General features: G+C 42.3%; 29 protein-coding genes. 3 read left to right on the top strand and 26 right to left on the bottom strand.

The features are described from left to right. The first annotated feature begins 6 nt into the window (after positions 1–6). A complete protein-coding gene (locus tag J7E32_RS09685) occupies positions 7–165 on the top strand; it encodes a hypothetical protein (protein WP_214906799.1) in 159 nt (52 codons plus the stop codon). Here J7E32_RS09685 and J7E32_RS09690 read toward each other — a convergent pair. The 15 genes from J7E32_RS09690 to J7E32_RS09760 all read right to left on the bottom strand — a co-directional run bounded on the left by J7E32_RS09690 (position 158) and on the right by J7E32_RS09760 (position 14,832). Next, entirely contained in the window at positions 158–1,396 is a 1,239-nt protein-coding gene (locus tag J7E32_RS09690) for a hypothetical protein (protein WP_214906801.1), read from the bottom strand. The genes J7E32_RS09685 and J7E32_RS09690 overlap by 8 nt on opposite strands. Beyond that, on the bottom strand, positions 1,371–1,922 hold the full coding sequence (sigX, locus tag J7E32_RS09695) for an RNA polymerase sigma factor SigX (RefSeq protein WP_214906803.1): 552 nt from the start codon (positions 1,920–1,922) through the stop codon (positions 1,371–1,373). Before sigX ends, J7E32_RS09690 begins: the two co-directional genes overlap by 26 nt. A 548-nt stretch (positions 1,923–2,470) precedes the next feature. Beyond that, positions 2,471–4,258: an ATP-binding protein gene (locus J7E32_RS09700; RefSeq protein ID WP_214906805.1), complete on the bottom strand. Its 1,788-nt coding sequence runs from the start codon at positions 4,256–4,258 to the stop codon at positions 2,471–2,473. Beyond that, complete coding sequence (locus J7E32_RS09705) at positions 4,255–4,971, bottom strand: response regulator (RefSeq protein ID WP_214906807.1); 717 nt, start codon at positions 4,969–4,971, stop codon at positions 4,255–4,257. The genes J7E32_RS09700 and J7E32_RS09705 overlap by 4 nt, the downstream gene beginning before the upstream one ends. Before the next feature lie 112 nt (positions 4,972–5,083). Continuing rightward, the gene (gene ccsB, locus J7E32_RS09710) at positions 5,084–6,271 is read right to left on the bottom strand and encodes a c-type cytochrome biogenesis protein CcsB (RefSeq protein ID WP_214906809.1); all 1,188 of its coding nucleotides are present in this window, start codon (positions 6,269–6,271) and stop codon (positions 5,084–5,086) included. Between the two features lie 12 nt (positions 6,272–6,283). Further along, positions 6,284–7,909 carry a cytochrome c biogenesis protein ResB gene (gene resB / locus J7E32_RS09715; protein WP_214906810.1) on the bottom strand — a complete coding sequence of 542 codons (1,626 nt, stop codon included), beginning with the start codon at positions 7,907–7,909 and terminating at the stop codon, positions 6,284–6,286. A 26-nt stretch (positions 7,910–7,935) separates the two neighbouring features. Then, complete coding sequence (gene resA, locus J7E32_RS09720) at positions 7,936–8,457, bottom strand: thiol-disulfide oxidoreductase ResA (protein WP_214906812.1); 522 nt, start codon at positions 8,455–8,457, stop codon at positions 7,936–7,938. 65 nt (positions 8,458–8,522) lie between these two features. Further along, on the bottom strand, positions 8,523–9,248 hold the full coding sequence (gene rluB / locus J7E32_RS09725; RefSeq protein ID WP_214906814.1) for a 23S rRNA pseudouridine(2605) synthase RluB: 726 nt from the start codon (positions 9,246–9,248) through the stop codon (positions 8,523–8,525). A gap of 601 nt (positions 9,249–9,849) precedes the next feature. Further along, complete coding sequence (locus J7E32_RS09730; protein WP_214906815.1) at positions 9,850–10,377, bottom strand: spore maturation protein; 528 nt, start codon at positions 10,375–10,377, stop codon at positions 9,850–9,852. Between the two features lie 6 nt (positions 10,378–10,383). Further along, positions 10,384–10,971: a nucleoside recognition domain-containing protein gene (locus J7E32_RS09735; protein WP_214906817.1), complete on the bottom strand. Its 588-nt coding sequence runs from the start codon at positions 10,969–10,971 to the stop codon at positions 10,384–10,386. Next, a complete protein-coding gene (locus J7E32_RS09740) occupies positions 10,964–12,100 on the bottom strand; it encodes a D-alanyl-D-alanine carboxypeptidase family protein (RefSeq protein ID WP_214906819.1) in 1,137 nt (378 codons plus the stop codon). The genes J7E32_RS09735 and J7E32_RS09740 overlap by 8 nt, the downstream gene beginning before the upstream one ends. A 157-nt stretch (positions 12,101–12,257) precedes the next feature. Then, on the bottom strand, positions 12,258–12,746 hold the full coding sequence (locus J7E32_RS09745) for a YpuI family protein (protein ID WP_214906820.1): 489 nt from the start codon (positions 12,744–12,746) through the stop codon (positions 12,258–12,260). 173 nt (positions 12,747–12,919) lie between these two features. Next, positions 12,920–13,339 (bottom strand): hypothetical protein, encoded by a 420-nt coding sequence (locus J7E32_RS09750; RefSeq protein ID WP_214906822.1) that lies wholly within the window; start codon positions 13,337–13,339, stop codon positions 12,920–12,922. 151 nt (positions 13,340–13,490) lie between these two features. Beyond that, a complete protein-coding gene (gene scpB / locus J7E32_RS09755; protein WP_214906823.1) occupies positions 13,491–14,084 on the bottom strand; it encodes an SMC-Scp complex subunit ScpB in 594 nt (197 codons plus the stop codon). Between the two features lie 4 nt (positions 14,085–14,088). Beyond that, positions 14,089–14,832 (bottom strand): segregation/condensation protein A, encoded by a 744-nt coding sequence (locus tag J7E32_RS09760; RefSeq protein WP_214906824.1) that lies wholly within the window; start codon positions 14,830–14,832, stop codon positions 14,089–14,091. Positions 14,833–15,034: 202 nt separating this feature from the next. Here J7E32_RS09760 and J7E32_RS09765 point away from each other — a divergent pair, with 202 nt between their 5' ends. Both J7E32_RS09765 and J7E32_RS09770 read left to right on the top strand, forming a co-directional pair. Then, the gene (locus J7E32_RS09765; protein WP_023627472.1) at positions 15,035–15,130 is read left to right on the top strand and encodes a YjcZ family sporulation protein; all 96 of its coding nucleotides are present in this window, start codon (positions 15,035–15,037) and stop codon (positions 15,128–15,130) included. 142 nt (positions 15,131–15,272) lie between these two features. Beyond that, positions 15,273–15,803 carry a DUF309 domain-containing protein gene (locus J7E32_RS09770; protein WP_214906825.1) on the top strand — a complete coding sequence of 177 codons (531 nt, stop codon included), beginning with the start codon at positions 15,273–15,275 and terminating at the stop codon, positions 15,801–15,803. A 14-nt stretch (positions 15,804–15,817) separates the two neighbouring features. Here J7E32_RS09770 and J7E32_RS09775 read toward each other — a convergent pair whose 3' ends face one another. The 11 genes from J7E32_RS09775 to J7E32_RS09825 all read right to left on the bottom strand — a co-directional run bounded on the left by J7E32_RS09775 (position 15,818) and on the right by J7E32_RS09825 (position 26,187). After that, entirely contained in the window at positions 15,818–16,195 is a 378-nt protein-coding gene (locus J7E32_RS09775; protein WP_214906826.1) for a GNAT family N-acetyltransferase, read from the bottom strand. 431 nt (positions 16,196–16,626) lie between these two features. After that, positions 16,627–17,946: a diaminopimelate decarboxylase gene (gene lysA, locus J7E32_RS09780; protein WP_214906827.1), complete on the bottom strand. Its 1,320-nt coding sequence runs from the start codon at positions 17,944–17,946 to the stop codon at positions 16,627–16,629. Between the two features lie 223 nt (positions 17,947–18,169). After that, a complete protein-coding gene (locus tag J7E32_RS09785; protein WP_214906828.1) occupies positions 18,170–19,648 on the bottom strand; it encodes a spore germination protein in 1,479 nt (492 codons plus the stop codon). Beyond that, a complete protein-coding gene (gene spoVAEA, locus J7E32_RS09790) occupies positions 19,632–20,210 on the bottom strand; it encodes a stage V sporulation protein SpoVABEA (protein WP_214906830.1) in 579 nt (192 codons plus the stop codon). The genes J7E32_RS09785 and spoVAEA overlap by 17 nt, the downstream gene beginning before the upstream one ends. Positions 20,211–20,285: 75 nt before the next feature. Then, entirely contained in the window at positions 20,286–20,708 is a 423-nt protein-coding gene (locus J7E32_RS09795) for a stage V sporulation protein AB (protein WP_214906832.1), read from the bottom strand. Next, positions 20,698–21,315 carry a stage V sporulation protein AA gene (locus J7E32_RS09800; protein WP_102265123.1) on the bottom strand — a complete coding sequence of 206 codons (618 nt, stop codon included), beginning with the start codon at positions 21,313–21,315 and terminating at the stop codon, positions 20,698–20,700. Before J7E32_RS09800 ends, J7E32_RS09795 begins: the two co-directional genes overlap by 11 nt. A 545-nt stretch (positions 21,316–21,860) precedes the next feature. Beyond that, positions 21,861–22,619, bottom strand: a complete 759-nt coding sequence (sigF, locus tag J7E32_RS09805) for an RNA polymerase sporulation sigma factor SigF (protein WP_214906834.1) — start codon at positions 22,617–22,619, stop codon at positions 21,861–21,863. 13 nt (positions 22,620–22,632) lie between these two features. After that, positions 22,633–23,073 (bottom strand): anti-sigma F factor, encoded by a 441-nt coding sequence (gene spoIIAB, locus J7E32_RS09810; RefSeq protein ID WP_214906836.1) that lies wholly within the window; start codon positions 23,071–23,073, stop codon positions 22,633–22,635. Between the two features lie 3 nt (positions 23,074–23,076). Next, complete coding sequence (gene spoIIAA, locus J7E32_RS09815; protein ID WP_214906838.1) at positions 23,077–23,427, bottom strand: anti-sigma F factor antagonist; 351 nt, start codon at positions 23,425–23,427, stop codon at positions 23,077–23,079. A gap of 142 nt (positions 23,428–23,569) precedes the next feature. After that, positions 23,570–24,742, bottom strand: coding sequence for a D-alanyl-D-alanine carboxypeptidase family protein (locus J7E32_RS09820; protein ID WP_286182979.1), 1,173 nt, complete (start codon positions 24,740–24,742; stop codon positions 23,570–23,572). Between the two features lie 140 nt (positions 24,743–24,882). After that, entirely contained in the window at positions 24,883–26,187 is a 1,305-nt protein-coding gene (locus tag J7E32_RS09825) for a pyrimidine-nucleoside phosphorylase (RefSeq protein WP_214907116.1), read from the bottom strand. Positions 26,188–26,226 lie beyond the last annotated feature (39 nt).

Below are 26,226 nucleotides of genomic sequence, written 5' to 3' on the forward strand. Positions count from 1 at the left end.
AACTGTATGGCTGGAAAAGCAGCAGCTAAAAAAAGCACATTCGTTATAATTGGTGGTAAACTGCTTTTTTATGCAAAAGAAGGAAAATTTGTTTATGTAAAGCTATCGAGAGTTCTACTTCAATGCACAAAAAAAGAAAGACCAGATGGCCTTTCTTCTAGTTAATATTTTTCTTGTTTGGAGCGAGTGGGAGCGGGAGAACTTCGTTCAGATTGAAAGGTCCAAGCTGATCGATGTTTGCATTTGTGAATCTGACACCAGAGTAATCAAATTCACTCGCTGTCATTAAAATTGCCTCAAGATTGGGCAGATAACTTTCATCCAGGGTTGTATTCTTGTCGATTGTAATCTCTAAGATATCATTTTCGGATTTATTGGTTTCTGCCAGGCTGAAAATTTCCGGAAGTGATGCTGAAAGGTATCCATCCCCTTTCCACATTTGCTCAAATGCTTTCCCTATAGATTCATGCTGTTCTTTTGTCGGTACAAGGTACGGGTTCTGTACCCCCTCCACAGTCAAAAACAAGTACGCCCGCCTCTTTTTTGTTTCTGCGTTGAGCGGAAGCTCCTCCAACAAGCCGATGTTGCTTAGTTCAAGCCCTGGTTTTCCCTCTGTCGACAGAACCATTTTATCTATTCCTGCACCTGAGAAATTTTGAGTCATTGAATCGATGAATATGACGTTTGCAGTGCTGCCATCTCGGTAGGGATTATTTTGTTTAACATCCATTGTCAATGTCTTAGTCGCTTCATCAAAGTTCCAGGCAGCGTCCATTGGATAGTAATCGGTCAATCCCCATTCCTTTTCCATTAGCTTCGGCATCGTTTCTGTATAGTTGTCAATCCAGGACTTGCCTTCTTCCTTCGGTGTCGTTACCGTAACTGGAACGATCCTCATCGCCTGGTCGTCAGGAATTGCATAAGTAAGAATTTCGGATGTCTCGGTGTCTACCTCTTCTGCATATAAAGAAATCAGGCCGTCATAAGGATTAGCTTTATCCATCGCAGCGAATTCTTTGCTCTTTTCTTCAGCCTCACCATCGGCTGCATCCATCATGAGAGTGCTCTCCTCCTGGCTGGCACTTTCATTTGCCGTATCATCCCTGACAGCTGTATCCATCTCCATGAATGACTTGGCATCAGAAGCAGAGTTGCTTTCAATGCTTTTATCGGCGGAGTGGTTCACACCCATCAACCCTGGTGAAAGGATGAATGCAAGGAAAAGTACGGCTGCCAGCGCAGCACCCGGAATAACCCATGTCGGCATTGTCTTTCTTTTTTCAACACGATGAGCGATATTCTGATAAATGTCACGAGAGTCGCGATGATCTTTAACCTTAGGCATTTGGCCGAGGATTTCTTCTAGCTGCTTATCGCTTAGCTGTGACTTTTTCACTAGTCATCCCTTCCTTTTCAATCATTTCTTCCATCAGCTTTTTCAATGTCTTCAAAGCACGGTGCTGAGTCGTCTTTACCTTACTTTCCGTCCATGATAAAGCTTCTGCTGTTTCGCTGATCGTTAACTCATGTATATAGCGCATGATGATGACCATTCGCTGGTCAACCGTGCATTGGTCAAGGCACTTGTACATCATTTGAATCTCTTCACTTTGGAGTGCCATTTCTTCAGGAAGGGGCTGGTCGTCCCTTACCTGGCGGGCAGACATATCAAAGGATTCAAGCAATCGCTGCTTCCAGCCTTTCTGTTTGCGGAAGTGATCGATCGCGACATTTTTGGCAATCGAAAACAGCCATGTCTTCTCACTGCTCTTTCCTTCAAACCGGTTGTATGCCTTCAAAACGCGAATGTATACTTCCTGTACAAGGTCTTCAGCCAGCTCCCTGCTTTTAACCATATAAAATAAAAATTGAAAAACGTCATGATGATATTTTTGATACAATTCATCAAAAACGGAGTTCATAGCTCTATTCGCCTCCGTATTCATTAGATTAGTCGTAAAGTATTAATAAAAGTTTCATATTAACTATATTATTTTTAGAATGGAAATGGAAGGAATTTTCGAGGACAAAATATTTGATGAAGTTACGTTATATTAAAGTGAATTACCTGAATAAGGTAGGCTATGGAATAAATAATTCTGATGGAGGGTACTAACGGACACTTTTTCCATGATTCCCTTTACGTTTGACCGATAGAGGTGTTCTAACGGACACTTTCCTCTGAATTCTGCTTCTGTTTGTCCGATAGAGACGTTTTAACGGACACTTTTTCCCTGATTCTCTTAGCGTTTGTCCGATAGGGGCATTCTAACGGACACTTTTCCCCCTGATTCCCTTTGTGTTTGTCCGATAGAGGCGCTCTATTGGACAATAACCCCTCTATTCCACTTCAGTTTGTCCGATAGCGGGTTTCTAAAGAAATTCCCATGTTTAAAAACACAAAAAAGCCCACCCACAAATCGGGATGGACTTATTCATTGTTCCTCGTGAATCAAGAATAGTCGGCAAGTTATTCAATATTTCGAGGGATGAAAAAGGAAAATGTCGTTCCTTGTCCGAGTTTGCTTTTTACCGAGATATTTCCTCGATGTGCGTCGATAATATTCTTGGCAATTGCTAGTCCAAGCCCGGTGCCGGATACACCGCGAGTCCTGGATTTATCGCCTTTATAAAACCTCTCGAACAAGAATGGTAAATCTTCCTCAGGGATACCAGGCCCCTGGTCGCTCACCTCAAAATATAATCCTTTTTCATCGGTTCTTCCACCAATGACGACGGATGCCGAATCAGGGACGTGCCTTATAGCATTATCGATCAAGTTGGTCAGGACCTGTTCGATGCGGTCTGGATCAAAACGGAAATCTTGTTCTTCTGAATCAAACTGGACAGATAACTCAATTCCCTTTTCCTTCGCCAAACCATGGAATTTACGGATAATTCGATTTACATATGGATTAATTTCGACGGATTCAACGTTTAGAAGAATATGACCTGCTTCCATACGGGCTAAGTCAAGAAGTTCATTAACAAGGCGGCCCATTCGCAGTGACTCATCGTAAATGACTTTAGCCATTTCCTTCTTTTCTTCATCCGTTTGAGCGATGTCATCGACGATCGCTTCACTATAACCTTGCATCATCGAAATCGGCGTTCTTAATTCGTGTGAAACATTGGCGATGAAATCTTCCCTCATCTTGTCGAGTTTTCGTTCATCAGTCATATCCCGGACTACAGCAACAGCCCCGCGGATGAATCTTTTATTATACAGCGGGCTGACAATGATTACCCAGGTTCTTCCCTGGGCAGTGATCTCACCAACCTGCTCTTTTTCCGTATTGACTGCCAGCTGGAATAACTCCATGACTTCAGAAGGGACGGCATCTGTATTCTCAGAAGCCAGGCCCTGCTCATAATACCAGTATCTCAGGAATACTTCAGCAGGCGGATTCGTAATCAGGATTGTACCATCACGATTGAAAGTGATCACTCCATCTGCCATGCTGCTAAGGATGCTTGTCAGTTGTTCTTTTTCCTGACTCAATGCGTTCATGTTGAATTTCAGCTGTCTGCCCATCTGATTGAAGGCAGTTGCTAATTCCCCTATTTCATCATGAGTGAGGATTGGTACTTTTGTGTCAAACTTGCCTCTGGCGACTTCAAAGGCTGCCTCCCTCATTTTACGCAAAGGTGCAGTGATCCTGGTGGACAGGAAGAAAGCAAAGATTGTCGTAAGGACTATTGCCACGCCCGCTGCAAGCAAGATGAACTTCGTTGTCAGCCTGGTCGTCTCTTCCATCACCTCAAGTGACTGATAAATGAATACGGCCCCGTTCCCTTGCTCAAACTGGTCAAGCGGAACACCGATCATTAAATACTGAGTATCATCAACCTCGTTTGAAATACCTGGCATAGAAGAAATGATATCTACAGTTTTATCATCCTTAAAAACCGCAGAGAGATCCCGGTCATTCATAAAAAATGAAATCGGTACATGTGCTGTATCTTCTCCATCAGGTGAGTAAAAATAAGTATCCTTATCTTTAATGACAGTCACTCTAGAGTCATCGTCGACCATTTCCCATGCAATTTCAAGACCTAGTTGTTCCTCCTGGCCAGGATGGTCTTCCAGTACCCTGGCTATTTTCTCTGCAGTATTGGTCATTCCTTTTCTGGTTTCATTAATGTGATAGTTTTCAAAAAATTCCATCAGCATCACTGTCAAGATGAATAACACAAATGAAACCAGCAAAAGGATGGTAATCCAAAGTTTACCTACTACACTGCGCCAAAACATCATTCATTGACTACCTCGAACTTGTAGCCAACCCCCCAGACTGTCACGATCATTTTCGCAGCCTGTTCAGATACTTTGTTCAGCTTCTCGCGCAATCTTTTAACATGTGTATCAACCGTTCGTAAATCACCGAAAAATTCATAATGCCAAACTTCTTTCAATAATTGCTCCCGATCAAAAACTTTATCAGGCGCTTTCGCCAGGAAGTAAAGCAGTTCATATTCCTTAGGCGTCAAGCTGACTTCTTTGCCATCTGCCAAAACCCTATGGGCATCATTATCAATGGTTAAATGAGGGAAAACAATTACATCTTTAGCAGTTGTCTCTGTCTGCAAGTAGCTTGTGCTCGATGAACGGCGGAGCATAGCTTTGACTCTCAGGACAACTTCACGAGGGCTGAACGGCTTGACGATATAATCATCAGTACCTACCTCGAAGCCTTGGACCCTGTTCACTTCCTCGCCTTTTGCGGTTAGCATGATAACAGGAGTTGACTTCTTTTCACGAAGGTCACGACAAACTTCGATTCCATCTTTCCCAGGCATCATCAAATCAAGAAGGATTACGTCATAATCGTTGGCAAGCGCTTTTGCCAACGCTTCATTTCCATCTTCTGCTTCTTCAATTATATAGTTCTCTCTTTCAAGATACATTTTCAACAATCGTCTAATTCTTTCTTCATCATCCACTACTAAAATCTTCACGTCTTTTTCCATAAAATATATCCCTCCCTGCGATTATTTTACATAAACATGCGTTTACTTGCCATGATTTTTTAAAAAAGGCCTTCACTTAAGACAGTGAAGGCAGTCATAAAATTGACACAAATTAGGAACCTGCATAAGAATGCAGACCTGCGATAACAAGGTTAACTGCTACCAGGTTGAACATAATAATGATAAAACCGATGACCGCTAGCCATGCCGATTTCTCGCCATGCCATCCTTTTGAAAGGCGCAGGTGCAGGAAAGCCGCGTAGAAAAGCCAGGTTATCAATGCCCACACTTCCTTTGGATCCCAGCCCCAGAAGCGAGTCCAGGCAATCTGGGCCCAAATCATTGCAAAAATCAGACCGCCAAGAGTGAAAACCGGGAAGCCGATTAAAACCGAGCGATAGCCAATCTCATCGACGAGATCCATATTAATATTCTTCGTCAACGGCTGCAATGCAGCAGCAACGCGCTTGCGCAGGACGAGTCTTAGTAATACATATAATACTATACCCGCTATGAGCGACCAAATAACAGTATTCAATTTCTTTGCACTGATGATTGCAGGTGTCTCGAACAATGGTTCAAAACGATCTTTGTTTGTCAACTCATACTGATGGGGTCCAACAAGAGCAGGAATTGTAAATTCCTCAGTAGCAGGCTGGCCATCCTTGTTGATATAGTTAAAATTCGCTGAATAATCTGTTGCTGCAAAGAAACTGGAAACGAATACGAAGCCAAGCGTGCTGATCAAGCCAAACAAGACAACTTCAAGCCATAATGTACTTTTGGTTTTCTTCGTCTGATCAACACTTCTAACGAGATAAATCAGACCAGCAGCAAAACTGATTGCCAGGATTGCTTGTCCGATCGCTGTCGTCGTAACGTGAATATGGAGCCAGTAACTTTGCAGTGCCGGAATCAATGGGGTTACGTCCCTTGGGAACATGCTTCCATAGGCAATGATCAAAGCAGCTACAGGCAAAGTGAACAGTCCCAGCAATGGTGTTTTATACATGAAATAAATGACGATAAATGCCCCTACCAATGACATGCCGAAGAATGTCGTGAATTCGAACAGATTGCTGACCGGCGCGTGTCCGGAAGCAATCCATCTTAAAATGAAAAATGTCAACTGGGATAGGAAACCCGCAATCGTTACAACTAGCCCAATCTTCGCCCATTTGTTAGGTGTGTTTTTTTTGTCAGCATGCCTTTTATCCTTAATAGCTCCCCCGAAAAACAAAATACCGACTAGATAGAGGATAAATGCTGCAAACAGAAAGTTAGAACTCAACTCAACCATTATATTCCCTCCTTACTCCTTCTTTTCTTCTGACACCTGGTCTTCAGGAGCGGCTATTCCTGAATCGGAAAAGACATCTTCAAGCTCCCTTTTTATGCCATGCCAGTTTTTGTTTGTATGTGCGGCAATCCATACCTGATTATTTACTCTTCTCAACCATACACGTCGATGATTCCAATATGCACCCTGGATTACACCGATCATGAATATTAATCCTCCAAGCCCAATGATCCAAAGAGTGTGGTCTTTTCTGACAGTCAGAGCCGTAACATTCTTCGTTTCGATCCCGTTAAATGTCATCTTGTAATCATTTTCACCCAATGGCTCAAGGTTCTGCCTGATGGCTACGAAACTGACTTCACCTTCAGGCTTTTCTGGGCTGAACATCTTGAAGATGAACGCAGGGTTATTCGGAATGCGTGACTTTGTCGCAGGCTCCCCGTCTTCATTAAACTCAAAATCCGGGAAATAGCTCATCACTTCGACTTTGTACCCATTTCCTAGATCGTATTTCATTTCTGGGTCATATAAGTCTACAGTCACATCACCAAACTGATCCCCTGTTTCTTTATTTTCTAGTTTAAAAGCCATTTTGCTCATTTCATCAAGCTTATAATCTACCTGATACAAGGCAAAACCATCGACTTTCAGAGGCTTATTAACCTGGATAGCATGGTCACGAATCTTTTCAAGCTCAGGTTTTTCACCCGGGACAATTTCTCCCTGTCTCTGATATAAAGTAGCATCAGTCTGATAGTTTTTAACTACCGTCCCTGCTTTGTTGATCGCATCCTGGAAGACTTCTTCATCTTTATCTTTATCATATACTTCAAAGATAAATTGATTGTTTTTCAGATAATAGTGTCCTTCGGTCCCAGGAATTGCTTTTGTCTCGCCTTCTCTTAGCCAGAGGATTTCGTCCACATACATCCCAGGCACGAACCTGAGCATGCCCCCTATCAAAAAGATGATCAGGCCAAGGTGGTTTACATAGGGACCCCAACGAGAAAAACGATTTTTCTCCGCGAGGATATCTCCATTCTCCTCACGCAGCTTATACCGTTTTTTTGTTAAATTTTCTTTGATTTTCCCTGCTGCTTCATCTGTCAGCACAGCATCTGAAATGCTGAACATTCTCTGGCGCTTTAAAAAGCTTTCATGTCTCGATACTCGCTGGTTTTTCAGGGATCTGTATAATGGAACTACCCTGTCGAGACTAGCGATAACGAGTGATATCCCAAGCGCAGCGATTAAAAGCAGGTACCACCAGGAACTGTAAAGGTTATGGAACCCGAGATCATAATAAAGTTTCCCCAGCCATCCGTATTGCTCTTCATAATATTCCCATGCAGGCATTACAGGAGGGATGTACATTTCCTGAGGAAAAATCGTACCTAGAGAGGACGCGATTAAGAGGATGACGATCAGCCATACCCCAACTTTGACGGACGAGAAGAAATTCCATATTTTATCGATGATTGTCTTGTTATACGTTTGTGAACGGCGCGCACTTCCTTCATAGCGCATATCAGCTAGCTGCTTCTCTTTTTCTTTTTCTTCCAGCACTCTTCCGCAAGATTCACATAGGATCGTTCCCTGCGGATTTATATGGCCGCACTCACATTTTACCTCGTTCATAGTAAAAACTCCCTGTTCCCCTTACTTTAAGGTTTTATCTGTTCCATGAAATCACGGACTGTTTCTTCATTTAGTTCCCCTGTATGGCTTTTCACCACTTTGCCTTCTTTGTCAATCAAGAAGGTAATTGGCAACGGATTGATCCCATATGCTGCCTGGACTGGTCCATCGTCAATCATAACCGGAAAAGTCATGCCTTTTCGCTCAATGAACCTATTAACAGCAAGTTCTGATTCACCGGAGTCAATTGCCAGGACCTGAACACCCTGATCCTTGAACTGCTGGTACTGATTTTCGATATAAGGCATCTCTCGCTCGCATGGTTTGCACCATGTTGCCCAAAAATTAAGGAAAACTCCTTGTCCTTTATACTCGGAAAGTCTGTGTTTATTGCCTTCCATATCAACAAGGACAAAATCAGGAGCAGGTTTTCCAATCACAATCTTCTGGTTTTTATCCTTATTCATGTTAGCATACAAAGTATAGCCAACAGCCAGAGCCATAACCGCGAGAATAATCGTTCTAGTGATCAGACGTTTCTTTTTCATCCCCTAAACCTCCCACCGTATTTCTCCTTCATTATACCATTTCAACTACACCCATGTTAGTAAACCTAAGACTTTTTCATCGCCAGGACACGAAGCTGCTTTACTTCATGATGTGTAAGCTCCCTGATCTCCCCAGTCCTTAAGCCATTCAGCGTCAGGAAACCGTATTTTTCTCTTTTAAGTTTCAAAACAGGGTGCCCGATTGCATCGAACATTCTTCTGACTTGTCTATTCCGTCCCTCATGGATTGTGATTTCAACAATTGCTGTATCCTTCTTTTTATCAACACTCAGCAATTTAATCCTTGCCGGCGCTGTTTTTCCATCTTCGAGCATGACTCCTCGAGCCAGGCTAGTCAGCTTTTCCTTTGAAGGAATACCTTTAACCTTTGCCACATACATCTTATCAATTTCATTGCTTGGATGCATGAGCAAGTTTGCGAATTCTCCATCGTTCGTCAGCAAAAGCAGACCCGATGTATCATAATCAAGGCGCCCAACTGGATAAATCCTTTGTTCGATTGTTTGGAAAAAGTCGGTAACAACCTTCCGGCCTTTATCATCTTGTACACTTGAAATAACACCGCGGGGTTTATAGAACAAGAAATAGACAGGTTCTTCCCCTTCAATCTGGACTCCATCCACTTCTACTCTGTCAGATGGGGTTACCTTTCGGCCAAGTTCTTTGACAACACTTCCGTTTACCTTGACTCTTCCTTCGAGGATCATTTCCTCGGCTTTTCTTCTCGATGCTATTCCTGCATGAGCAATAACTTTTTGCAGTCTTTCCATAAGGTCACTCCTATTTAATATCAATTAACTATGGTTAATATTAATATCTAATCCATCCTTATGAATTATGACATAAGTCTCGCTGTTTTCAAAGTAAGCAATGGTGGAAAAAGCGAAAAATAAATAGGGAAAGTTAATTGTTCTTTAACAAAGGCTCTTTTCGTCAACTATTTTGCTTTCACAGTCAAAAGTAAAAATCGGCTTCTGGATTTTTACGATTTCTCATGCATTGCCAGTTAAGGTGCTGCAAGAAAAGAGCCCCGAAACTGTTCAAAATGCGGATGGTAGATTATAGACGAAAAGCAAAAAACGAGGCGAGAACAACTTCTACTAAAGTTCGTTTTGTAAACATAATGCAATATTATTTTATACTAATATTAGTTCATTTTGTGATACCTGATTCGGCAGGTTTTTAAGAGTATAAAAAAAGATTGTGATCATAACCCACAGCTAAACGAGGCTGTTGATTTCCGTATCCTACGCTTACTATGTCAATTCGTCTAGTTGAACAGTCGGCCCCCCAAAATAAAGAAGATACCTGCAGGAGGTATCTTCTTCTTGTTAAAAATATGAATTCACACTCTACGATTGCAAGAACTGATCAGAACATGAAAGTAACGACGATTATAGCTGTTATAATTGCGACTGCATCTGCAAGTAATCCAACTTTGAGTGCATCTCCCATTTTTTTAATGCCTACAGCGCCGAAATATACGGTAAGGACATAAAACGTCGTGTCCGTGCTTCCTTGGAGTGTGGCAGCGAGTGTTCCAATAAAAGAGTCCGGACCATGTACCGCAATCAGGTCGCTCGTAATTCCGAGCGCCGCTGTTCCTGAAATTGGCCGGATCAGCGCTAGCGGTACAATTTCAGCAGGGATTCCTACCATCTCCAGTCCTGGCCGAATCCAATTCACCATAACATCAAGTGCCCCTGACGCGCGAAAAACTGCAATGGCCACCATCATCCCGACAAGAAATGGCATGATGGAAACGGCCATTTTGATACCTTCCTTACCGCCTTCTACAAAACTTTCATATGTTTGGACTTTTTTATAAGTTCCATAAATCAGGATAAAAGCTATCATGACAGGGATGAACCATAATGATATGGCAGATACAATTTCCATTTAGATTTACCCCTTTTTAATTCTTCTGTAATAAAAGAAACGGTCAATTAATATCGCTGCAACAGCAGAGACAGCAGTTGCCACAAGAGTTGGTCCAACGATATCTGTTGGATTGGCGGAATCATAATTCATCCTTATCGCGATAACTGTGGTTGGAATGAGGGTGATGCTCGCTGTATTGATCGCAAGAAAAGTAATCATCGATCTGCTCGCTTCATTTTTCCCATCATTCAGCTCTTTCAGTTCTTCCATTGCTTTGATCCCAAGAGGTGTTGCTGCGTTCCCAAGCCCGAACATGTTGGCAATCATGTTTGACAGTATATAGCCCATTGCCGGGTGATTGGAAGGGACTTCAGGGAACAACTTTGAAATCAATGGTTTAAATAAAGTGGAAAGCTTTGATAATAGGCCGGAATCCTCCGCAATCCTCATCATGCCAAGCCAAAATACAAGGATGCTAATAAGACCGATACTCAGGGTGATAGCTTCCTTTGCACCGCTAAAAACTGCTTCGTTCACTTCAGCCATCGTGCCATTCACCATTGCAAAGCCAAGACCAATTAAGATCATAACCACCCAGATGTAATTAACCATGATTCTTGATCCCTGCTATTGATGTGAAAAGGTTCTTAAAAAGACCGAAGAAGGACTTGTTCTCTTTTGCCTCCTCTTTGTAATAAACAGGCAAACTTGCAATCTGCTTATCATCCAAGTAGACATTTGCCCGGCCTGCAATCGAACTTCGCTTATCCTCCTCGTTTGGCGACGCCTTTTTCAATCTGTATTCTACTTTGATCATGTCTTCTTCTTCTGAAGTTAGCGGGTAAACAAATGAATGGTCCAGGTAAACTTTATTTTTATAATGCGAATCCTTTATCCCTTTCACTTTACCTTTGGAGAGTATCTCTGCGATATCATAATTTGAAAAGGCTGTTTCAAACATCTGGATATGGTCATTCCAATCATCAGGTGCATTAAGTGTAACTGCGATTAACCCAAAATCGTCCTTTTGAGCTGTGGAGACTAAAGTTCTCTTCGCCCGCTTTGTATATCCGGTTTTCCCGCCAGTACTATACTTATATTTCTCTGTCAGCAGCCTGTTTTTATTTTTCCATACCCTGTCCCATGTTTCTGTTGGATTAGGAGCCCTGTGTACCTTTGTACCGGAAATTTCCTTGTAGATCTCATTCTCCATTGCATAGCGTGTCAGAATAGCCATGTCATAGGCTGTGGACACGTGGTCTTCGTGGTCATCCAACCCGTGCGGATTGGCAAAATGAGTATTTTTCATGCCGATTTGCTGCGCTTTTTCGTTCATCAGGTACGCAAATCCATCCAGACTGCCGCCTACATGTTCCGCGATCGCGACAGCAGCATCATTGCCCGACCTCAGCATTAATCCATACACCAAATCCTCAAGCCTTATTTTTTCTCCGGGCTTCAGGTAAATTGAGGATCCTTCAGTACGGACAGCATTCTCGCTCACTTTCACCTTTTCATCCAATTTGCCAGATTCTATTGCAAGGATGGCCGTCATGATTTTAGTTATACTGGCAATCCTGCTTACTCTGTGCGCGTCTTTTTCAAATAATACCCTGCCAGATTCCTGTTCTATCAAAACCGCGCTTCTGGCACTTACCGAAACAGAAGCCTGCGCTGTTTGAGGAATGCAGTATACCAACAGAGTGGCGATAAACATTAATTTCATCCAAGTCCTTTTCATTGACAGACCCTCGTCTCCTTTGGCAGTTTGTACAAGTTTATGCAGGACAAGGAGTGTTATGACACAAAAACGTGAATGCTGCCAACGATGGATATATCTCCTTAATTACAGACATGAAAAAAGGAACAGCTAAAAAATAGCTGTTCCCTGGGTTGCGTTATCTTGATTGGAGCATTTTTGTACGGTAATCTGTCTCGTAATATTCCAGTTCTTCGCGGATTCTTTGAAAACCGCTTTCGAGGCTGACCATCAGTTCGTTTACTCCAGTTGACACTGGTTGTCTGAATTTGATGGCATTCTTTCCTGTATAGGCAGCCCTGCTGTCTTCATACCATGCATCACTTTTAGGAGAGAAGAATTCTTCAATGCATTGATAGTAGATTCGGTATAAAGTTTTTTCAGCTGCTGGTTTTGAAAATACCTCTGCCTGAAGGATCACCTTGCAGGCATCAAATCCTTCCTCACAGTAAACAGCCAGCTTGCGGAGGCTTGAAAGAATCGTTTTATAGTATTCTTCGTCTGCCTGCTGCCCTTGTTTTAGCACTTCAAGAGTTGTTTCATTCAGGTAGTTCTCCAGCTTCACTACTGTGTCTGAAAGAAATTCCCTTACTTCCTCGATTTGTGTTTTAACTATTGTATTCCCCAAATTGACACCCCCAATGGATTTTTACCATAACTTTTTTTAGGTGGTAGTTGCTTTCCCATGAATTCTAGCTTACGATTCATTCCTGAAATAGGGTCTCTATTGGGTGATTTCCCGCAATCAAGAATCCAATGAAGCTGAGAAAAGGCAACAAAGTTTACGGAAAGAGCCTTGCTCTATACAGGCTGGACAATATAATCCAAGGGAGAGCGCACTTCAAAGCTGCCTTTTTGCTCGATACCTTCAAATACTTCAGGAAGCTTGCTATAATCCAATCCTTTGAAAATATCCGCAAACTCTCTCTGTTGATTTATATATACCCTTTTCCGATGGCGATATCCCGGATTTTTCAATAACGCAGCAAGTGCTACCAAATCCCTCATATATACTTCCTTACTGCCGGCCTTGAAGATTGGATCCTGTTCAAATGGAGTGATACTTCCTGCCAACTCATCAAAATACCTTACATAGAGGACATGCAGGGTTTTCTCCTTGCCATCTTCCACAAAAGTCACTTCGCTTCGGTTGAAAAAATCCTCCGAGGTGTTTGATTTTTCTTTTTCAAGTTCATGACCAATACATTGCTTTATAAGCATGGTATTCCTCCCGTTGGACATTCATTCTTCTTTAATTCCTATGTAGAAAAGAAATGCTTTCCCATCGAAGCCAGCAATTTGGCATCCAGTTAAAGCATTTCCAAATAATTATTTTGATTTTATCATAAATTCCAAACTTTGTGCACAAAAGCTATTGATCTGTTTCCATTGTTTCCTGGAATTTCTCAAAGAATAGATCCGCATCATCATGCAATTCGTCATCCTCAATATGATCCGGCAGAGGAGGCAGTTCATTAATATTTTTCAAGCCGAAATAATCAAGAAATTCTTTTGTCGTTCCATATAAAATCGCCCTTCCCGTTCCTTCTGCTCTTCCAACTTCTTTAATCAAAGCCCTGGAAGACAGAGTATGGAGCGGCCTTTCCGTTTTCACTCCGCGAATCTCTTCAATCTCTGCTCTTGTAATCGGCTGCTTATAAGCTACAATTGCCAAAGTCTCAAGCGCTGCTTGCGACAGATGCGCCGCCCCTGGTGATTCGACAAGCTTCTTTAAATAATCAGCATGCTCTTTTTTCGTAGCCAGCTGATATACTCCTGCCAGTTGGACGATTGTTATACCGCGGTTTTCGTCACTTTCATAATCCTGCTGGAGTTCAGTAACAATTTCAGTTGCCTGGATTTCATCAACTTCAAGCACAGATGTTATCTGCTTCAGGCTCAACCCTTCATCACCAGCTGCAAAAAGAAGGCTCTCTAATATCCCTTTCCACTTCACTATTCCCACGCTCTTACTCCTTTCTGGCTGTCATATATATTTCAGCAAAGTTTTGTTCCTGTTCGACATCGATTTCTTTCCGTTTGATAAGCTCAAGAATTGCCAGGAAAGTAACGACAATATGCTCACGGTCAGATTTGGGAAACAAGTCATAAAACTTTTTCCTTGTGCCGTTTTTTTTCAGGAAGCTTAAGACTTCGTCCATCCTTTTTTCTATGGAAATTTCCTGACGGGCGATTTTGGTCGATAGTGGCCTTTGCAACTTTTTTCTTCTTAAAAGTTTTTGAAATGCACCAAGCATGTCATACAAAGATATCTCAAGATTAGTATTGTCACCTTTAACTTCTTCGGCATAATCCGTTAGGTCACTTGGAGGTTTGGTATACATCAAACCCCGCTCCTCCTCAAGGGATTTCAGGTCACTGGCTGCCTCTTTGAATTTCTTATATTCAATCAACCTTTCCACGAGTTCATTTCGCGGATCTTCTTCATGATCAAAGTCAAATTCATCTTCCAGTTCTTCTTCATGCTTAGGAAGGAGCATCTTGCTTTTGATTGCTAACAGGGTCGCTGCCATTACGAGATATTCACTTGCGACATCGAGCTGCAATTCCTTCATCGCATGGATATACATTAAATATTGTTCAGTTATTTCCGCAACAGGTATATCATAAATATCAATCTCCAAAGTATTGATCAAGTGCAGAAGTAAGTCCAATGGGCCCTCAAAGGCCTCGATTTTCACGTTATATTGCATTATTTCCCACCAAAATTCCTATAATGAACTGCATCATTATATAAGTATAGTAGATAACCTACATGTTATCCATTACTAATTTATAAGTACAAATATCTAGTTCTTCCTAAAAAATACAAGCTTCCGCCCAAACCCTTCTCTTCGTACCTGCATATGCTGAAATTGTATATTAGGCTATTTCACTAATAGGAGGTAATGTTAAATGTCAGATAAAAAAGGTTATGGACACGGAGCTGGATTTGCTTTAATCGTCGTGCTTTTCATTTTGCTCATCATCGTTGGTGCAGCCTGGTTATAGGGTAAGGCAATTTAAAAAGCAATGACTAAATGCCCGGCAACAGCCGGGCCTTTTTAGGTTTGCTGTTTTGCATATCCTCTTCTTGTTTCAGCCTTTTATGGAATTTATGCTAAGCTAGAGGTACATGATCGGAGGTAATTATATGTCAAAATATCCAGCATCCTATATACAATATCTTGCTCATTTCCACGGAGACAGGGATTATTTTGAATGCCATGAGATTTTAGAAGAATATTGGAAAGCAACAGACGCTGGCAATAAAAAATCTATCTGGGTAGCCTTAATCCTTTTGGCTGTGTCAACTTACCACCATCGCCGCAATAATTTCCCTGGCGCAATAAGGACCTTAACTAAAGCAGAGGAAATCTTTTCAGATACAAAAGAAGCAACAGCCCGGTTAGGAATCGACCCCGAGCTATTGACAGAAACACTGTCTAAAAGAAAAAACAACTTGCTTAGCAACCTTCCATACACCAGCTTTAATCTGCCTATAAGCGACACCGAGCTTAAAAGACTTTGCTATGATGAGTGCAGACATAACGGTTTTACTTGGGGAACAAGCAGTAATCTGCAAAATTCAGACTTGGTCCATCGGCACTCAACAAGGGATCGAAATGATGTCATTTCCGACCGGCAGATGGCCCTCGAGGAAAGGAAGGGCAGGGAAAAATAAAAAGGCAGCTGGATTTAACATCCACTGCCTTCTACGCTATTATCTTCCTCGCTGCACTTTTCAAAAAATGAAGCCGTCTCAGCATTTGCAACTGTTGTCCATTCAGGAAACATCTCCTGGAGGGAATTGACCATACGCCTTCCAATCCCCTGATGGCGGTGTGAAGGATTCACTGAGATGTGAAGAAGCTGCATCATTTTATCTTCAGTGAAGTTAACACCCAGCAGCCCGATGATATCTTCGCCTTCTTTCCATAAAAACAGCTGCCAGGAATCATCGGTTTCATAATTCCTCATCGTCTGCTGAAGTTTTTTCAGATCCTTCTCATTTGGCATGAAGGATAGCAATCCCATCGCAATCTTTTCAAATGCCTTTTTATATCGAATTAACATAGAAATCCCTCATTGTGGTTTGACAGTAATAATGGAATGATAACAAAACCATTTTTTCCATTTTTCATCCAACTTAAACCTTAGCTCCCCGTAAAGAGAAGGCTACAAAAAATCAAATGTTAAAACATCTTTTTGATACTATATGTTTTTTCGTCAATTATGGTTCTGCATTTTAATTGAATGATAATATCATACATAATCTGAACGGATACTTCAAATCTTTTTCTGCAGGCTATTGTCCTGGTACGATAAAAAACCAGTAGTAGGCTCCCCACCCAACAGACATCAACAATAATAACACAAATAACAGCCAGTTGTTCTTTTTCAAACCGGAATCCCTCCCAATCTGTAATTCTACAATAAGACCGGGCATTTAGCCAATATGACAAAACACCAATAAAACCAGATAAAAAAAGCTGCGGGAAAGCAGCTTAATTTTTCACCTTTTCTTTAAAGGGGAGATCCAATTTCACCATGTCTTCAAATGTTTCGCGGCGGACAACCAGTGTATCCTTGGAATCCTCCAGGAAAACAACCGCAGGCCTTGGAAGCCGATTATAGTTATTGGCCATTGAATAGCCGTAGGCACCCGTACAAAAAACAGCCAGAAGATCCTGGTCACCAGACTTTGGCAGCGGAAGATCCCAGATTAGCATATCTCCCGATTCACAACACTTCCCGGCAATTGCTACGGTCTCTTCTGGTTTGTCCATTACCCTGTTTGCAAGGACTGCTTCGTATTTAGCCTGGTACAATGCCGGGCGAATATTATCACTCATTCCGCCATCGACAGCTACGTACTGGCGGACATTCGGAACATCCTTTCTAGAACCGATGCGGTAAAGGGTGGTACCGGCATCCCCAACAAGAGAACGTCCTGGCTCGATCCAGATTTCCGGAACATTCATTGAATAGTGAGAAGCTTGCTTTTTGACCTCAGCAATAATCTCTTCTACATATTGTGCTGCTGGAATAGGGTCATCCTCGTCTGTATAGCGAATCCCAAATCCACCGCCAAGATTGAGGACTGTCGAGTCGAAAGACAGGTCCTTTTTCCATTGATTCAGTTTTTCAAAAATCTTCTGTGCAGCAAGGATGAAACCTGTTGTTTCGAAAATCTGTGAACCTATATGGCAATGCAGACCGAGAACATCGATATTCTTGTCATTAAGGCAAAGCTTCATAGCCGCATCAGCCTGTCCATTCTGTAAATCAAATCCAAATTTTGAGTCTTCCTGGCCAGTTAAAATATAATCATGTGTATGTGCTTCAATACCAGGTGTAACTCGTAGCAGAACTTTGACTGCAGTATTCTTCTCTTTGCAAATATCCTTCAGCATGTTGAGTTCATAAAAGTTATCGACTACGATACAGCCGACATTATTCTCAAGAGCCATTACCAGCTCTTCCCGGCTTTTATTGTTTCCATGGAAATGGATCCTTCCTGTAGGGAAACCCGCAGCCAGCGCCGTATAGAGCTCTCCCCCAGAAACGACATCAAGCGAAAGGTTCTCCTCCGCAGCTAACTGCACCATCGCTACGGTTGAAAAAGCTTTGCTCGCATACGCTACTTGAGCGGTAATTCCAGCCTTCTCGAAAGTCCTTTTAAAAGCTCTTGCACGCTCCCTGATCAAGGCAACGTCATAAACATACAGCGGGGTTCCATATTTTTCAGCTAATTCGATTGTATCGACTCCGCCAATTTCCAAATGCCCTAGTCGGTTAACCTTTGCAGTTCCATGAAATTCCATGTAGTCCCTCATCCCTTGCCTATCATTTGATTTAAGCTTGTTTTCTTATTGTTCTGTTATTTCAGCATAAACTTTTACCTGCTAAGGTACGATAACGCTTATCCATGAATAATAAATAAATAGACAGTTCACTGATGAACTGTCTATTTATTTTTCGCTTTAAGTCTTTAGTAAATTAAAAACACTTTATCATAATTTGAGCGAACGCGCAATTGAAACATGATCAGGATTTTGATGGCTGTTTGTAGCGGTTCCTTGCATGGACGATGCTTGGCCGGATTTTTGATCCTGGCACAGCTCTCCTGATCAAAATCTGCATAAATGCGATAGGATGAAATGGAATGAAAGGCCATAGGTAAGGAGTGTTCAAGGATTTTATATTAGCAAGCAGCAGCAGCCAAACAGTGGTACCTGCCACAAATCCCGGCACATGAAATATAGCAGTCATTATTAACAGGAAAATCCTGCCTATTTTGTTCGCTATACTCAATTCGTAACTTGGCGTTGCATAAGTACCGATGGCTGCCACAGCTACATAAAGGATTACTTCTGGCACGAACATCCCTACATCGATTGCGATTTGACCGATCAGGACTGCAGCGATTAAACCCATTGCTGTGGAGAGAGGCGTCGGCGTATGGATGGCCGCCATCCTAAGGAACTCAATGCCTCCATCTGCAAGCATGATTTGCAAGAAAATCGGAATATTTGAATCTTCATTAGGTCCGATAAATGAAATTTTATCTGGAAGCAGGTCTGGATTCTGCACAAATAAATACCATAACGGCAAAAGCAACAGTGATGCAAGCACTCCAAGGAATCGTATCCAGCGAACCATTGTGCCGACACCAGGTGATTGTCTGTACTCTTCAGCATGTTGAAGATGATGAAAATAGGTCGTTGGCGTAATGATGACACTCGGAGACGTATCCACATAAATTAGTACATGTCCTTCTAGGAGATGTGTCGCTGCTACATCGGCCCGTTCCGTATACCTTACGAGCGGGTAAGGATTATATCCCTGTTTTACAAGGAATTCCTCGATTGTTTTATCTGCCATTGTAATACCATCTATTTTGATTGAATTAAGTTCCTTTTTGATGACATCAATCAAGCCTGGATTCGCTATATCTTTTATATAGGCAACCGCAACATCTGATTTTGACCTTTCGCCTACCTTCATCATTTCAAAACGCAGATTTTCATCCCTGATCCGCCTTCTGGTTAAGGCAGTATTGACAATGATATTTTCCACAAAGCCATCACGAGATCCGCGCACTACCTTTTCTGTATCAGGCTCCTGAGGCTGCCTTCCGGGATAGCTCCTGACATCGACTACCAGTCCGATTGATTCACCTTCAACTAATATGACAATAAGTCCAGAAAGAACCTGGTCGACAAGCTCATCCATCGTTTTAATCTTCTCAACAGATTGGTGGGTGATTCTATTCTCAACAATCTCCTGCAGATGGGTTGAAAGTTTTTCGTTATCATTTATATCCACTAGCTCTTCAACGATATGTACGATGAAGCTTGTATCGCACAACCCATTCACATAATAAAAATGGACATTCTTCTTCAGGATTTTCAGCTTCCTGACCCCAAGGTCAAAACTGTCTCCAAGACCAACGTGTTCTTTCATATACTTTTCAGCTTCGTCCAATGATCGCGGGATTGGCAGCTTGTCATTCTTCTCTGGCATAGAATCCGCTCCTTTCAAGGATGATTTCCACTGCTTTCTTCGTTATGGGTGAACCTATTTTATAGTGGTCGCGCCTTGCCATTTTACCGATATCACCTATCCCGATTATTAGGGGGACATTAAGCGTATCCAAACAGTACACAGTGTCTCCATTAATCCTTCCAATCTCAAGTTCTGGCACTCCATGTTTATCAACACCATATGGCGTGAGTTCACCATCCCGGTCTATACAAAAATCCACACGGCTCCATTCCGCCATATGCGTTTTTGACGCTACGGCAATCGCCCCCAGAACCTCAATGTCCTTATGCTCAGCTACATATTTCAGCGCTTTCTCTCCTGCTCCTTCTCCAAGAAAACCACTATCATCAAACATGACCAAAACTGGATCCTTGGCTGCTTTCTTGATCAATTTAACTAGCTGTGGCCCAGAAAGGACAGAAGGGTTTCCATGTGAAAGAGAGATGCACCGCCCGCCGACATCTGCAGCCACACTCTCAACCGCACGCCGGGCATAATCATCACCATCTGTAATTAAAATTACCTTCCTTTTTTCGGCCATTCTTTGCCGTCCTTTCTGCAGCTCTTTTTCTTTATTAAGGTGGTTGCTGGAATATGAAGCATTCTACAAAGCTTTTTAACGTCCTACAAAGTAAATCCAATGAAATAATGATCCGAATACCTTTCCCAGCACTATCGCCATGAGCAAATTCTCAAGTTTGTCATCCACCCTGACTCTTTTAGCGAGGATCGGAAGTACATTCAGGACCTCTGTCAAAGCCGCAGCCAGCATACCCACAAATATGCCACCCGCCAATCCAAGCGGAATGGTAACCAGTGGAGAAAAACTGAGAAGCGGATCCCTTAAGCTGCCGACAGTTCCCAATAGGGCTCCCAGGACAACAGCCCATTCATACCAGGAAATCAATTTCATCGTCTTCGTGAGCTGTGTAAGTCTGGGTATGACTCCTAGGACGGACAAAAACGCAACAAAACCAGATCCTACCGCTAGCCCACTCGCCAGTCCAACAAGAATTATGAATAAGATACTAATCGTCATCTATATGCTTCACGCTTTCCTTGTTTTCATGCAAGATTACATACTGGTCAAGCGATTGCTGGTAGTTGAACATTTCAACTTCAAGAGGACTGGGCTCTTCATTCAATCTCTTTTTAAATACATGGTTAAAAAATAAGATCATGCCAACCCCAATTCCGATTGAATAAGGAATTTGGAATAATAGCGGCTTCTCAACTTCTTCTCCTGTCATAATGTAATAAAGACGCTCATGGACCGTTTGCATACTAACATCCTCATGGAAATTCATAATGGTCAATGCTGCACCAAAAAACAACAGGAACCAGACGAGGATAAAAAATGGAATCGACATTCCTTTTTTCTTGTAAATCACCTCGATAATCGTTTGCGGCGGCCCAACAGCCTGAACCTCATGATCCCTGTAAATCCCGGTGATAAATTCAATGACCTTCATGACATCAACAATGTGGATATGATCCTTAGGCGTAACTTTAAGGACCTGTAGTGCTGCCAATTCCTCATAAATATCCTCACTGGCAATGATCTGCGCTATATCCTTTAACAAAAGTGATTCCTCAGGCTTGACCTGGACGCGATTTCGCATGCGGATATAAATCGTTTTTTCCATCAGATTCACTTCCAACACATTGTTTTCCTCGTATATTTAGTATGGATTCCTCCCGTTTTTTCATGATGCCCAATAATTGGTTAAGGTGGCAAGCCACATTTAAGACTTCATTTTTCATAATCCTTATTTTTAGAGACCTCTAAGTTATTGGTGACCTCTTTTTTCGAGATTTTGGTTTTTTAGGGCGCCAATATGCTTTATTGGTGACCTCTTTTCTGGAATCTTAGGTTTTTAGGTCACCAATACGCTTTATTGGTGACCTCTTTTCTGGAATCTTAGGTTTTTAGGTCACCAATACGCTTCATTGGTGACCTCTTTTCTGGAATCTTAGGTTTTTAGGGCACCAATACGCTCCATTGGTGACCTCTTTTCTGAAACCTCAGGTTTTTAGGGCGCCAATACGCTCCATTGGTGACCTCTTTTCTGGAATCTCAGGTTTTTAGGGCGCCAATACGCTTTATTGGTGACCTCTTTTTCCAGAATCCCAGCATTCCGGGTGCCAATATCCTAGAACGAGTAGAAAAACGCAAAAAAGCCATATGGATTCAAAGATCCATACGGCCTTTCATTTGCTGCAGTATTTTCTTTTCGAGACGTGAGACCTGGACCTGGGAGATTCCCAGTCGGACTGCAACCTCGGATTGGGTTTGATCCTTATAATATCTCAAATACACGATCAGTCTTTCCCGTTCGTCCAGTTCGTTTATTGCCTCTTTTAATGCGATTTTATCAAACCAGCGGCCCTCTTCCCCATTGTCAATTTGATCAAGAAGAGTGATTGGGTCGCCGTCGTTTTCGTAAACCGTTTCATGGATGGACGCAGGAGTGCGGCTTGCTTCCTGTGCCATGATCACATCTTCAGGCGAAATTTCCAGAAACTCGGCAATTTCATTGACAGTTGGGACCCTGCCCAATGTTTTGGAAAGCTCATCCTTCGCTTTCCTGATTTTATTGCCTGTTTCTTTTAGTGACCTGCTTACTTTCACGGTACCGTCATCCCTGATGAAACGCTGAATTTCACCAATGATCATTGGAACGGCATACGTCGAAAACTTCACATCATACGAGAGGTCAAATTTATCAACTGACTTCAAGAGGCCGATGCTGCCTATCTGGAATAGGTCGTCAGGTTCATATCCCCTGTTGAGGAACCGTTGGACGACAGACCATACGAGTCGCATGTTTTTCTGGACGATTAGGTCCCTTGCGGCCTGGTCCCCTTGCTGGCTTCTCAAAATCAGTTCTTTGACTTCATGGTCCTTAAGATACGTTTGGCTATTATCCTTTTTTACCTCCACATCCATAGGCAGAACTCCCTTAATTGCACAGCGCTTTGCTCTTTGACAGGTGCTTTTTCAAACGAATCTCTGTCCCAAAGCCGGGCTCTGATCTCACTTGTACTTCGTCCATGAAATTTTCCATAATTGTAAAACCCATACCGGACCTTTCGAGTTCAGGCTTGGATGTATAAAGTGGCTGCATGGCTTCATCGATATCTGGAATCCCTATTCCTTCGTCTTTAATCAGCATTTCCACCGTTCCATCCTGAATCATCACAGAAATAAACACTTTTCCGTCTGGATTACTTTCGTATCCGTGAATGATAGCATTCGTTACCGCTTCCGAGACTACCGTCTTTATTTCGGTCAGTTCATCCATCGTTGGGTCCAGCTGTGCAATGAATGCAGCGACCGTCACGCGGGCAAAAGATTCATTTTGGCTTAATGCGCTAAAATGAATATTCATTTCATTCTTCATGTATCAAGCAACCCCCAATCTCTCTAATGCATATTCTTCTGACGGATCAAGACGGATAATCTTGAATAAACCCGACATGTCAAATAACCTCTTGATTGGCGGAGAAATTGCGCATACTACCATCTCTCCATGAAGCTGCTTGATTTGTTTATACCTTCCTAAAACTACCCCTAGACCCGAACTATCCATAAAGGTGAGGTGTTCGAGGTTCAAGACAATATGGCGGACTTCTTCGTTTTCAAGGGCTTTTGTTGCCTGCTCGCGAAGCTGGTCTGCAGTATGGTGATCTAATTCACCACTAACTCGAATCAATAAGACGTCATGCTTCACTTCAATATCAATGTTAAGACTCACTATCCAAAGCCTCCTTATCTGGTATAGTGAGTCAATTTCTCCATTGACTAAGCCAAATCCTTCTAAAGAACAAAACTAGTGTCTATTCGCTAAAACTAGATGGAATAGCAGTGTTTTCGACAATTCCGCGAGGGAATTTTCACTATTGCTGGTTTCCAGCCCTCGTAAACATCCCGAATGAGCGTTTATACAGTACCCACCAGCTTGCTTTTTCCACCTTTGCATCTGCAACCAGAGGCGTTTCCGCAAGGGTCTTGCCGTCTTTTACCAGCTTCAAAGTGCCAACTCGGTCTCCTTTTTCGACTGGCGCTTTAAGACTTTTATTCATAGTGATTTTCTGCTTTACGTCTTTTATGTCTGCTCCTTTTTTGGTTAGGAGAGAGACACTTTCAGATGTAACGGCATTTATTGTCTTCTTATCACCTTTGCTGATTGCTGCCTTTCCTAGTGGATGACCTTTCTTGAACATAGGATGGGTCTGGTATTGACTGAACGCATAGTCCAGCATCTTCGTTACCTGTGCATTCCTGGCCTTGGAGGTAGGTGCTCCAAACACAACAGCAATCGCACGCATGCCATCCTTTTCTGCAGTAGCAGTAAGGCAATATTTCGCTTCATTCGTAAAGCCTGTTTTCAGGCCATCTACCCCAGGGTAAAAACGAACAAGCTTATTCGTATTGACTAGCCAGAATTTCTTATCAGAATCCTCACGGAGATAATCTTCATATGTTCCAGTAAACTTGGTGATTTTTTCGTATTTCAACAATTCTTTTGCCATCATTGCCATATCATATGCCGAGCTGTAATGGCCATCGACAGGCAATCCAGTGGTATTTTTGAACACTGTATTTTTCAGGCCAAGTTCCTTTAATTTATCATTCATCATTTTTACGAATGCCTCTTCTGAGCCGCCAATACGCTCAGCCATTGCAACTGACGCATCGTTTCCAGATCCAATTGCTATTCCTTTCAGCAACTGCTCAACTGTCATTTCTTCTCCTGGCTCAAGGAAGATTTGAGATCCACCCATTGATGCGGCATATTCACTGGCACGGACCTTTTCGTCCATTTTTAGCCTTCCTTCATCGAGCGCTTCCATGATTAAAAGCATCGTCATGATTTTAGTCATGCTGGCTGGCGGCAGCTTTTCATGACTGTTTTTATCAAATAGTACCTGACCTGTATCCCGTTCAATCAAAATAGCCGAACTGGCATCATTGGCGAGTCCAGTGTCTCCTTCATTCGCATATCCTTTTGGGGAGATAATTGCTGCGCCCATCATAAAAACAAGCAGTAAACTCGTTAACTTTCTCAGCTTCATGGCCATAACCCTCCTATCTTTATAAGGTCTATTTTTTCCAATGAATCCATTTTTATACAAACAAGGTATATAAAACCGATATTTTTGCACACAAAAAAAGCGAAGAGTCCCCTCTTCGCTTTTGTCTACACTATTTATTCTGTAATTTCTTCATGAACCAAAATCGGTGCATCAACATGTTCACTTGAAACCTTAATATTTTCATACAGCATTTCTTTCACTTCGTTTACATCCTCGAAGTTGCTGTAAATAGTTAAAAGAGAGTCGCCTTTTTCGACTTTGTCGCCGATTTTCTTGCGCAATACCAAACCTACGGCCAAATCGATTTCTGATTCCTTTGTAGCTCTTCCTGCACCAAGCAGCATTGCGGCAGTTCCCACTTCGTCAGCAACGATTTCAGCAACATAGCCTGCTTCTTTTGCTTCAAGTTCGAAGGTGTATTTTGCTTGTGGAAGCCTGCTTGGATCATCAACAACAGAAGCATCGCCACCCTGAGATTCCAGGAATACCTTGAACGTTTCAAGAGCAGATCCGTTTTTGATCACTTCTTCTAATTTGCTGCGTGCTTCTCCAAGGGACTCAGCTTTTCCAGCCAGGAATACCATGTGGCTTCCGAGTGTCAAGCAAAGTTCTGTCAGGTCTTCTGGACCTTCACCTTTCAATGTATCGATTGCTTCCTTAACCTCTAAAGCATTACCGATTGCATATCCCAATGGCTGGCTCATGTCTGAAATAACAGCCATTGTCCTGCGGCCGACATTATTTCCAATGCGCACCATTGCCTTTGCCAGTTCGCGGGAATCATCGAGTGTTTTCATGAATGCACCTGCACCTGTTTTAACATCCAGAACGATCGCATCAGCTCCAGCAGCGATTTTCTTGCTCATGATGGAGCTTGCAATCAATGGGATGCTGTCAACAGTAGCTGTTACATCACGCAATGAATACAGCTTTTTATCAGCCGGAGTTAAATTTCCGCTTTGGCCGATTACTGCAATTTTATTTTTATTTACGAGATTGATGAATTCGTCATTGTCGATTTCGACATGGAAGCCTTCAACGGATTCCAGCTTGTCGATTGTTCCGCCCGTATGGCCTAGGCCGCGCCCAGACATTTTTGCGACCGGAACACCTACAGCTGCAACTAATGGCCCTAATACAAGAGTTGTCGTGTCGCCTACACCGCCGGTAGAATGCTTGTCGACCTTAACTCCTTCAATGGCAGAAAGGTCAATCTGGTCACCAGACTTCACCATCGCCATCGTAAGGTCAGCACGTTCTTTTTCCGTCATTCCCTTGAAGAAAATCGCCATTGTCAGCGCACTTACCTGGTAATCAGGAATTGAGCCATCTGTATATCCATCAACAAAAAATTGAATTTCTTCAGTTGATAATTCATGCCCGTCACGTTTTTTTTCAATAACGTCAACCATTCTCATCATTATCACCACTTATCATTATTTAGCCAAGAAGCTATT

It is taken from the genome of Bacillus sp. ISL-55 (assembly GCF_018613155.1).
GTDB lineage: Bacteria > Bacillota > Bacilli > Bacillales > Cytobacillaceae > Mesobacillus.

Coding starts and splice junctions, on each gene's coding strand:
- rluB (WP_214906814.1), bottom strand. CDS start 9,248: ATGGAAAGACTGCAAAAAGTTATTGCTCATGCAGGAATAGCATCGAGA.
- J7E32_RS09685 (WP_214906799.1), top strand. CDS start 7: ATGGCTGGAAAAGCAGCAGCTAAAAAAAGCACATTCGTTATAATTGGT.
- spoVAEA (WP_214906830.1), bottom strand. CDS start 20,210: ATGGCCGAAAAAAGGAAGGTAATTTTAATTACAGATGGTGATGATTAT.
- J7E32_RS09760 (WP_214906824.1), bottom strand. CDS start 14,832: ATGCAATATAACGTGAAAATCGAGGCCTTTGAGGGCCCATTGGACTTA.
- J7E32_RS09825 (WP_214907116.1), bottom strand. CDS start 26,187: ATGAGAATGGTTGACGTTATTGAAAAAAAACGTGACGGGCATGAATTA.
- J7E32_RS09765 (WP_023627472.1), top strand. CDS start 15,035: ATGTCAGATAAAAAAGGTTATGGACACGGAGCTGGATTTGCTTTAATC.
- J7E32_RS09750 (WP_214906822.1), bottom strand. CDS start 13,339: ATGCTTATAAAGCAATGTATTGGTCATGAACTTGAAAAAGAAAAATCA.
- J7E32_RS09795 (WP_214906832.1), bottom strand. CDS start 20,708: ATGACGATTAGTATCTTATTCATAATTCTTGTTGGACTGGCGAGTGGG.
- J7E32_RS09770 (WP_214906825.1), top strand. CDS start 15,273: ATGTCAAAATATCCAGCATCCTATATACAATATCTTGCTCATTTCCAC.
- resB (WP_214906810.1), bottom strand. CDS start 7,909: ATGAACGAGGTAAAATGTGAGTGCGGCCATATAAATCCGCAGGGAACG.
- J7E32_RS09800 (WP_102265123.1), bottom strand. CDS start 21,315: ATGGAAAAAACGATTTATATCCGCATGCGAAATCGCGTCCAGGTCAAG.
- spoIIAB (WP_214906836.1), bottom strand. CDS start 23,073: ATGAAGAATGAAATGAATATTCATTTTAGCGCATTAAGCCAAAATGAA.
- J7E32_RS09730 (WP_214906815.1), bottom strand. CDS start 10,377: ATGGAAATTGTATCTGCCATATCATTATGGTTCATCCCTGTCATGATA.
- J7E32_RS09700 (WP_214906805.1), bottom strand. CDS start 4,258: ATGATGTTTTGGCGCAGTGTAGTAGGTAAACTTTGGATTACCATCCTT.
- resA (WP_214906812.1), bottom strand. CDS start 8,457: ATGAAAAAGAAACGTCTGATCACTAGAACGATTATTCTCGCGGTTATG.
- ccsB (WP_214906809.1), bottom strand. CDS start 6,271: ATGGTTGAGTTGAGTTCTAACTTTCTGTTTGCAGCATTTATCCTCTAT.
- J7E32_RS09785 (WP_214906828.1), bottom strand. CDS start 19,648: ATGCCAGAGAAGAATGACAAGCTGCCAATCCCGCGATCATTGGACGAA.
- J7E32_RS09705 (WP_214906807.1), bottom strand. CDS start 4,971: ATGGAAAAAGACGTGAAGATTTTAGTAGTGGATGATGAAGAAAGAATT.
- sigX (WP_214906803.1), bottom strand. CDS start 1,922: ATGAACTCCGTTTTTGATGAATTGTATCAAAAATATCATCATGACGTT.
- J7E32_RS09775 (WP_214906826.1), bottom strand. CDS start 16,195: ATGTTAATTCGATATAAAAAGGCATTTGAAAAGATTGCGATGGGATTG.
- lysA (WP_214906827.1), bottom strand. CDS start 17,946: ATGGAATTTCATGGAACTGCAAAGGTTAACCGACTAGGGCATTTGGAA.
- sigF (WP_214906834.1), bottom strand. CDS start 22,619: ATGGATGTGGAGGTAAAAAAGGATAATAGCCAAACGTATCTTAAGGAC.
- J7E32_RS09735 (WP_214906817.1), bottom strand. CDS start 10,971: ATGGTTAATTACATCTGGGTGGTTATGATCTTAATTGGTCTTGGCTTT.
- J7E32_RS09740 (WP_214906819.1), bottom strand. CDS start 12,100: ATGAAAAGGACTTGGATGAAATTAATGTTTATCGCCACTCTGTTGGTA.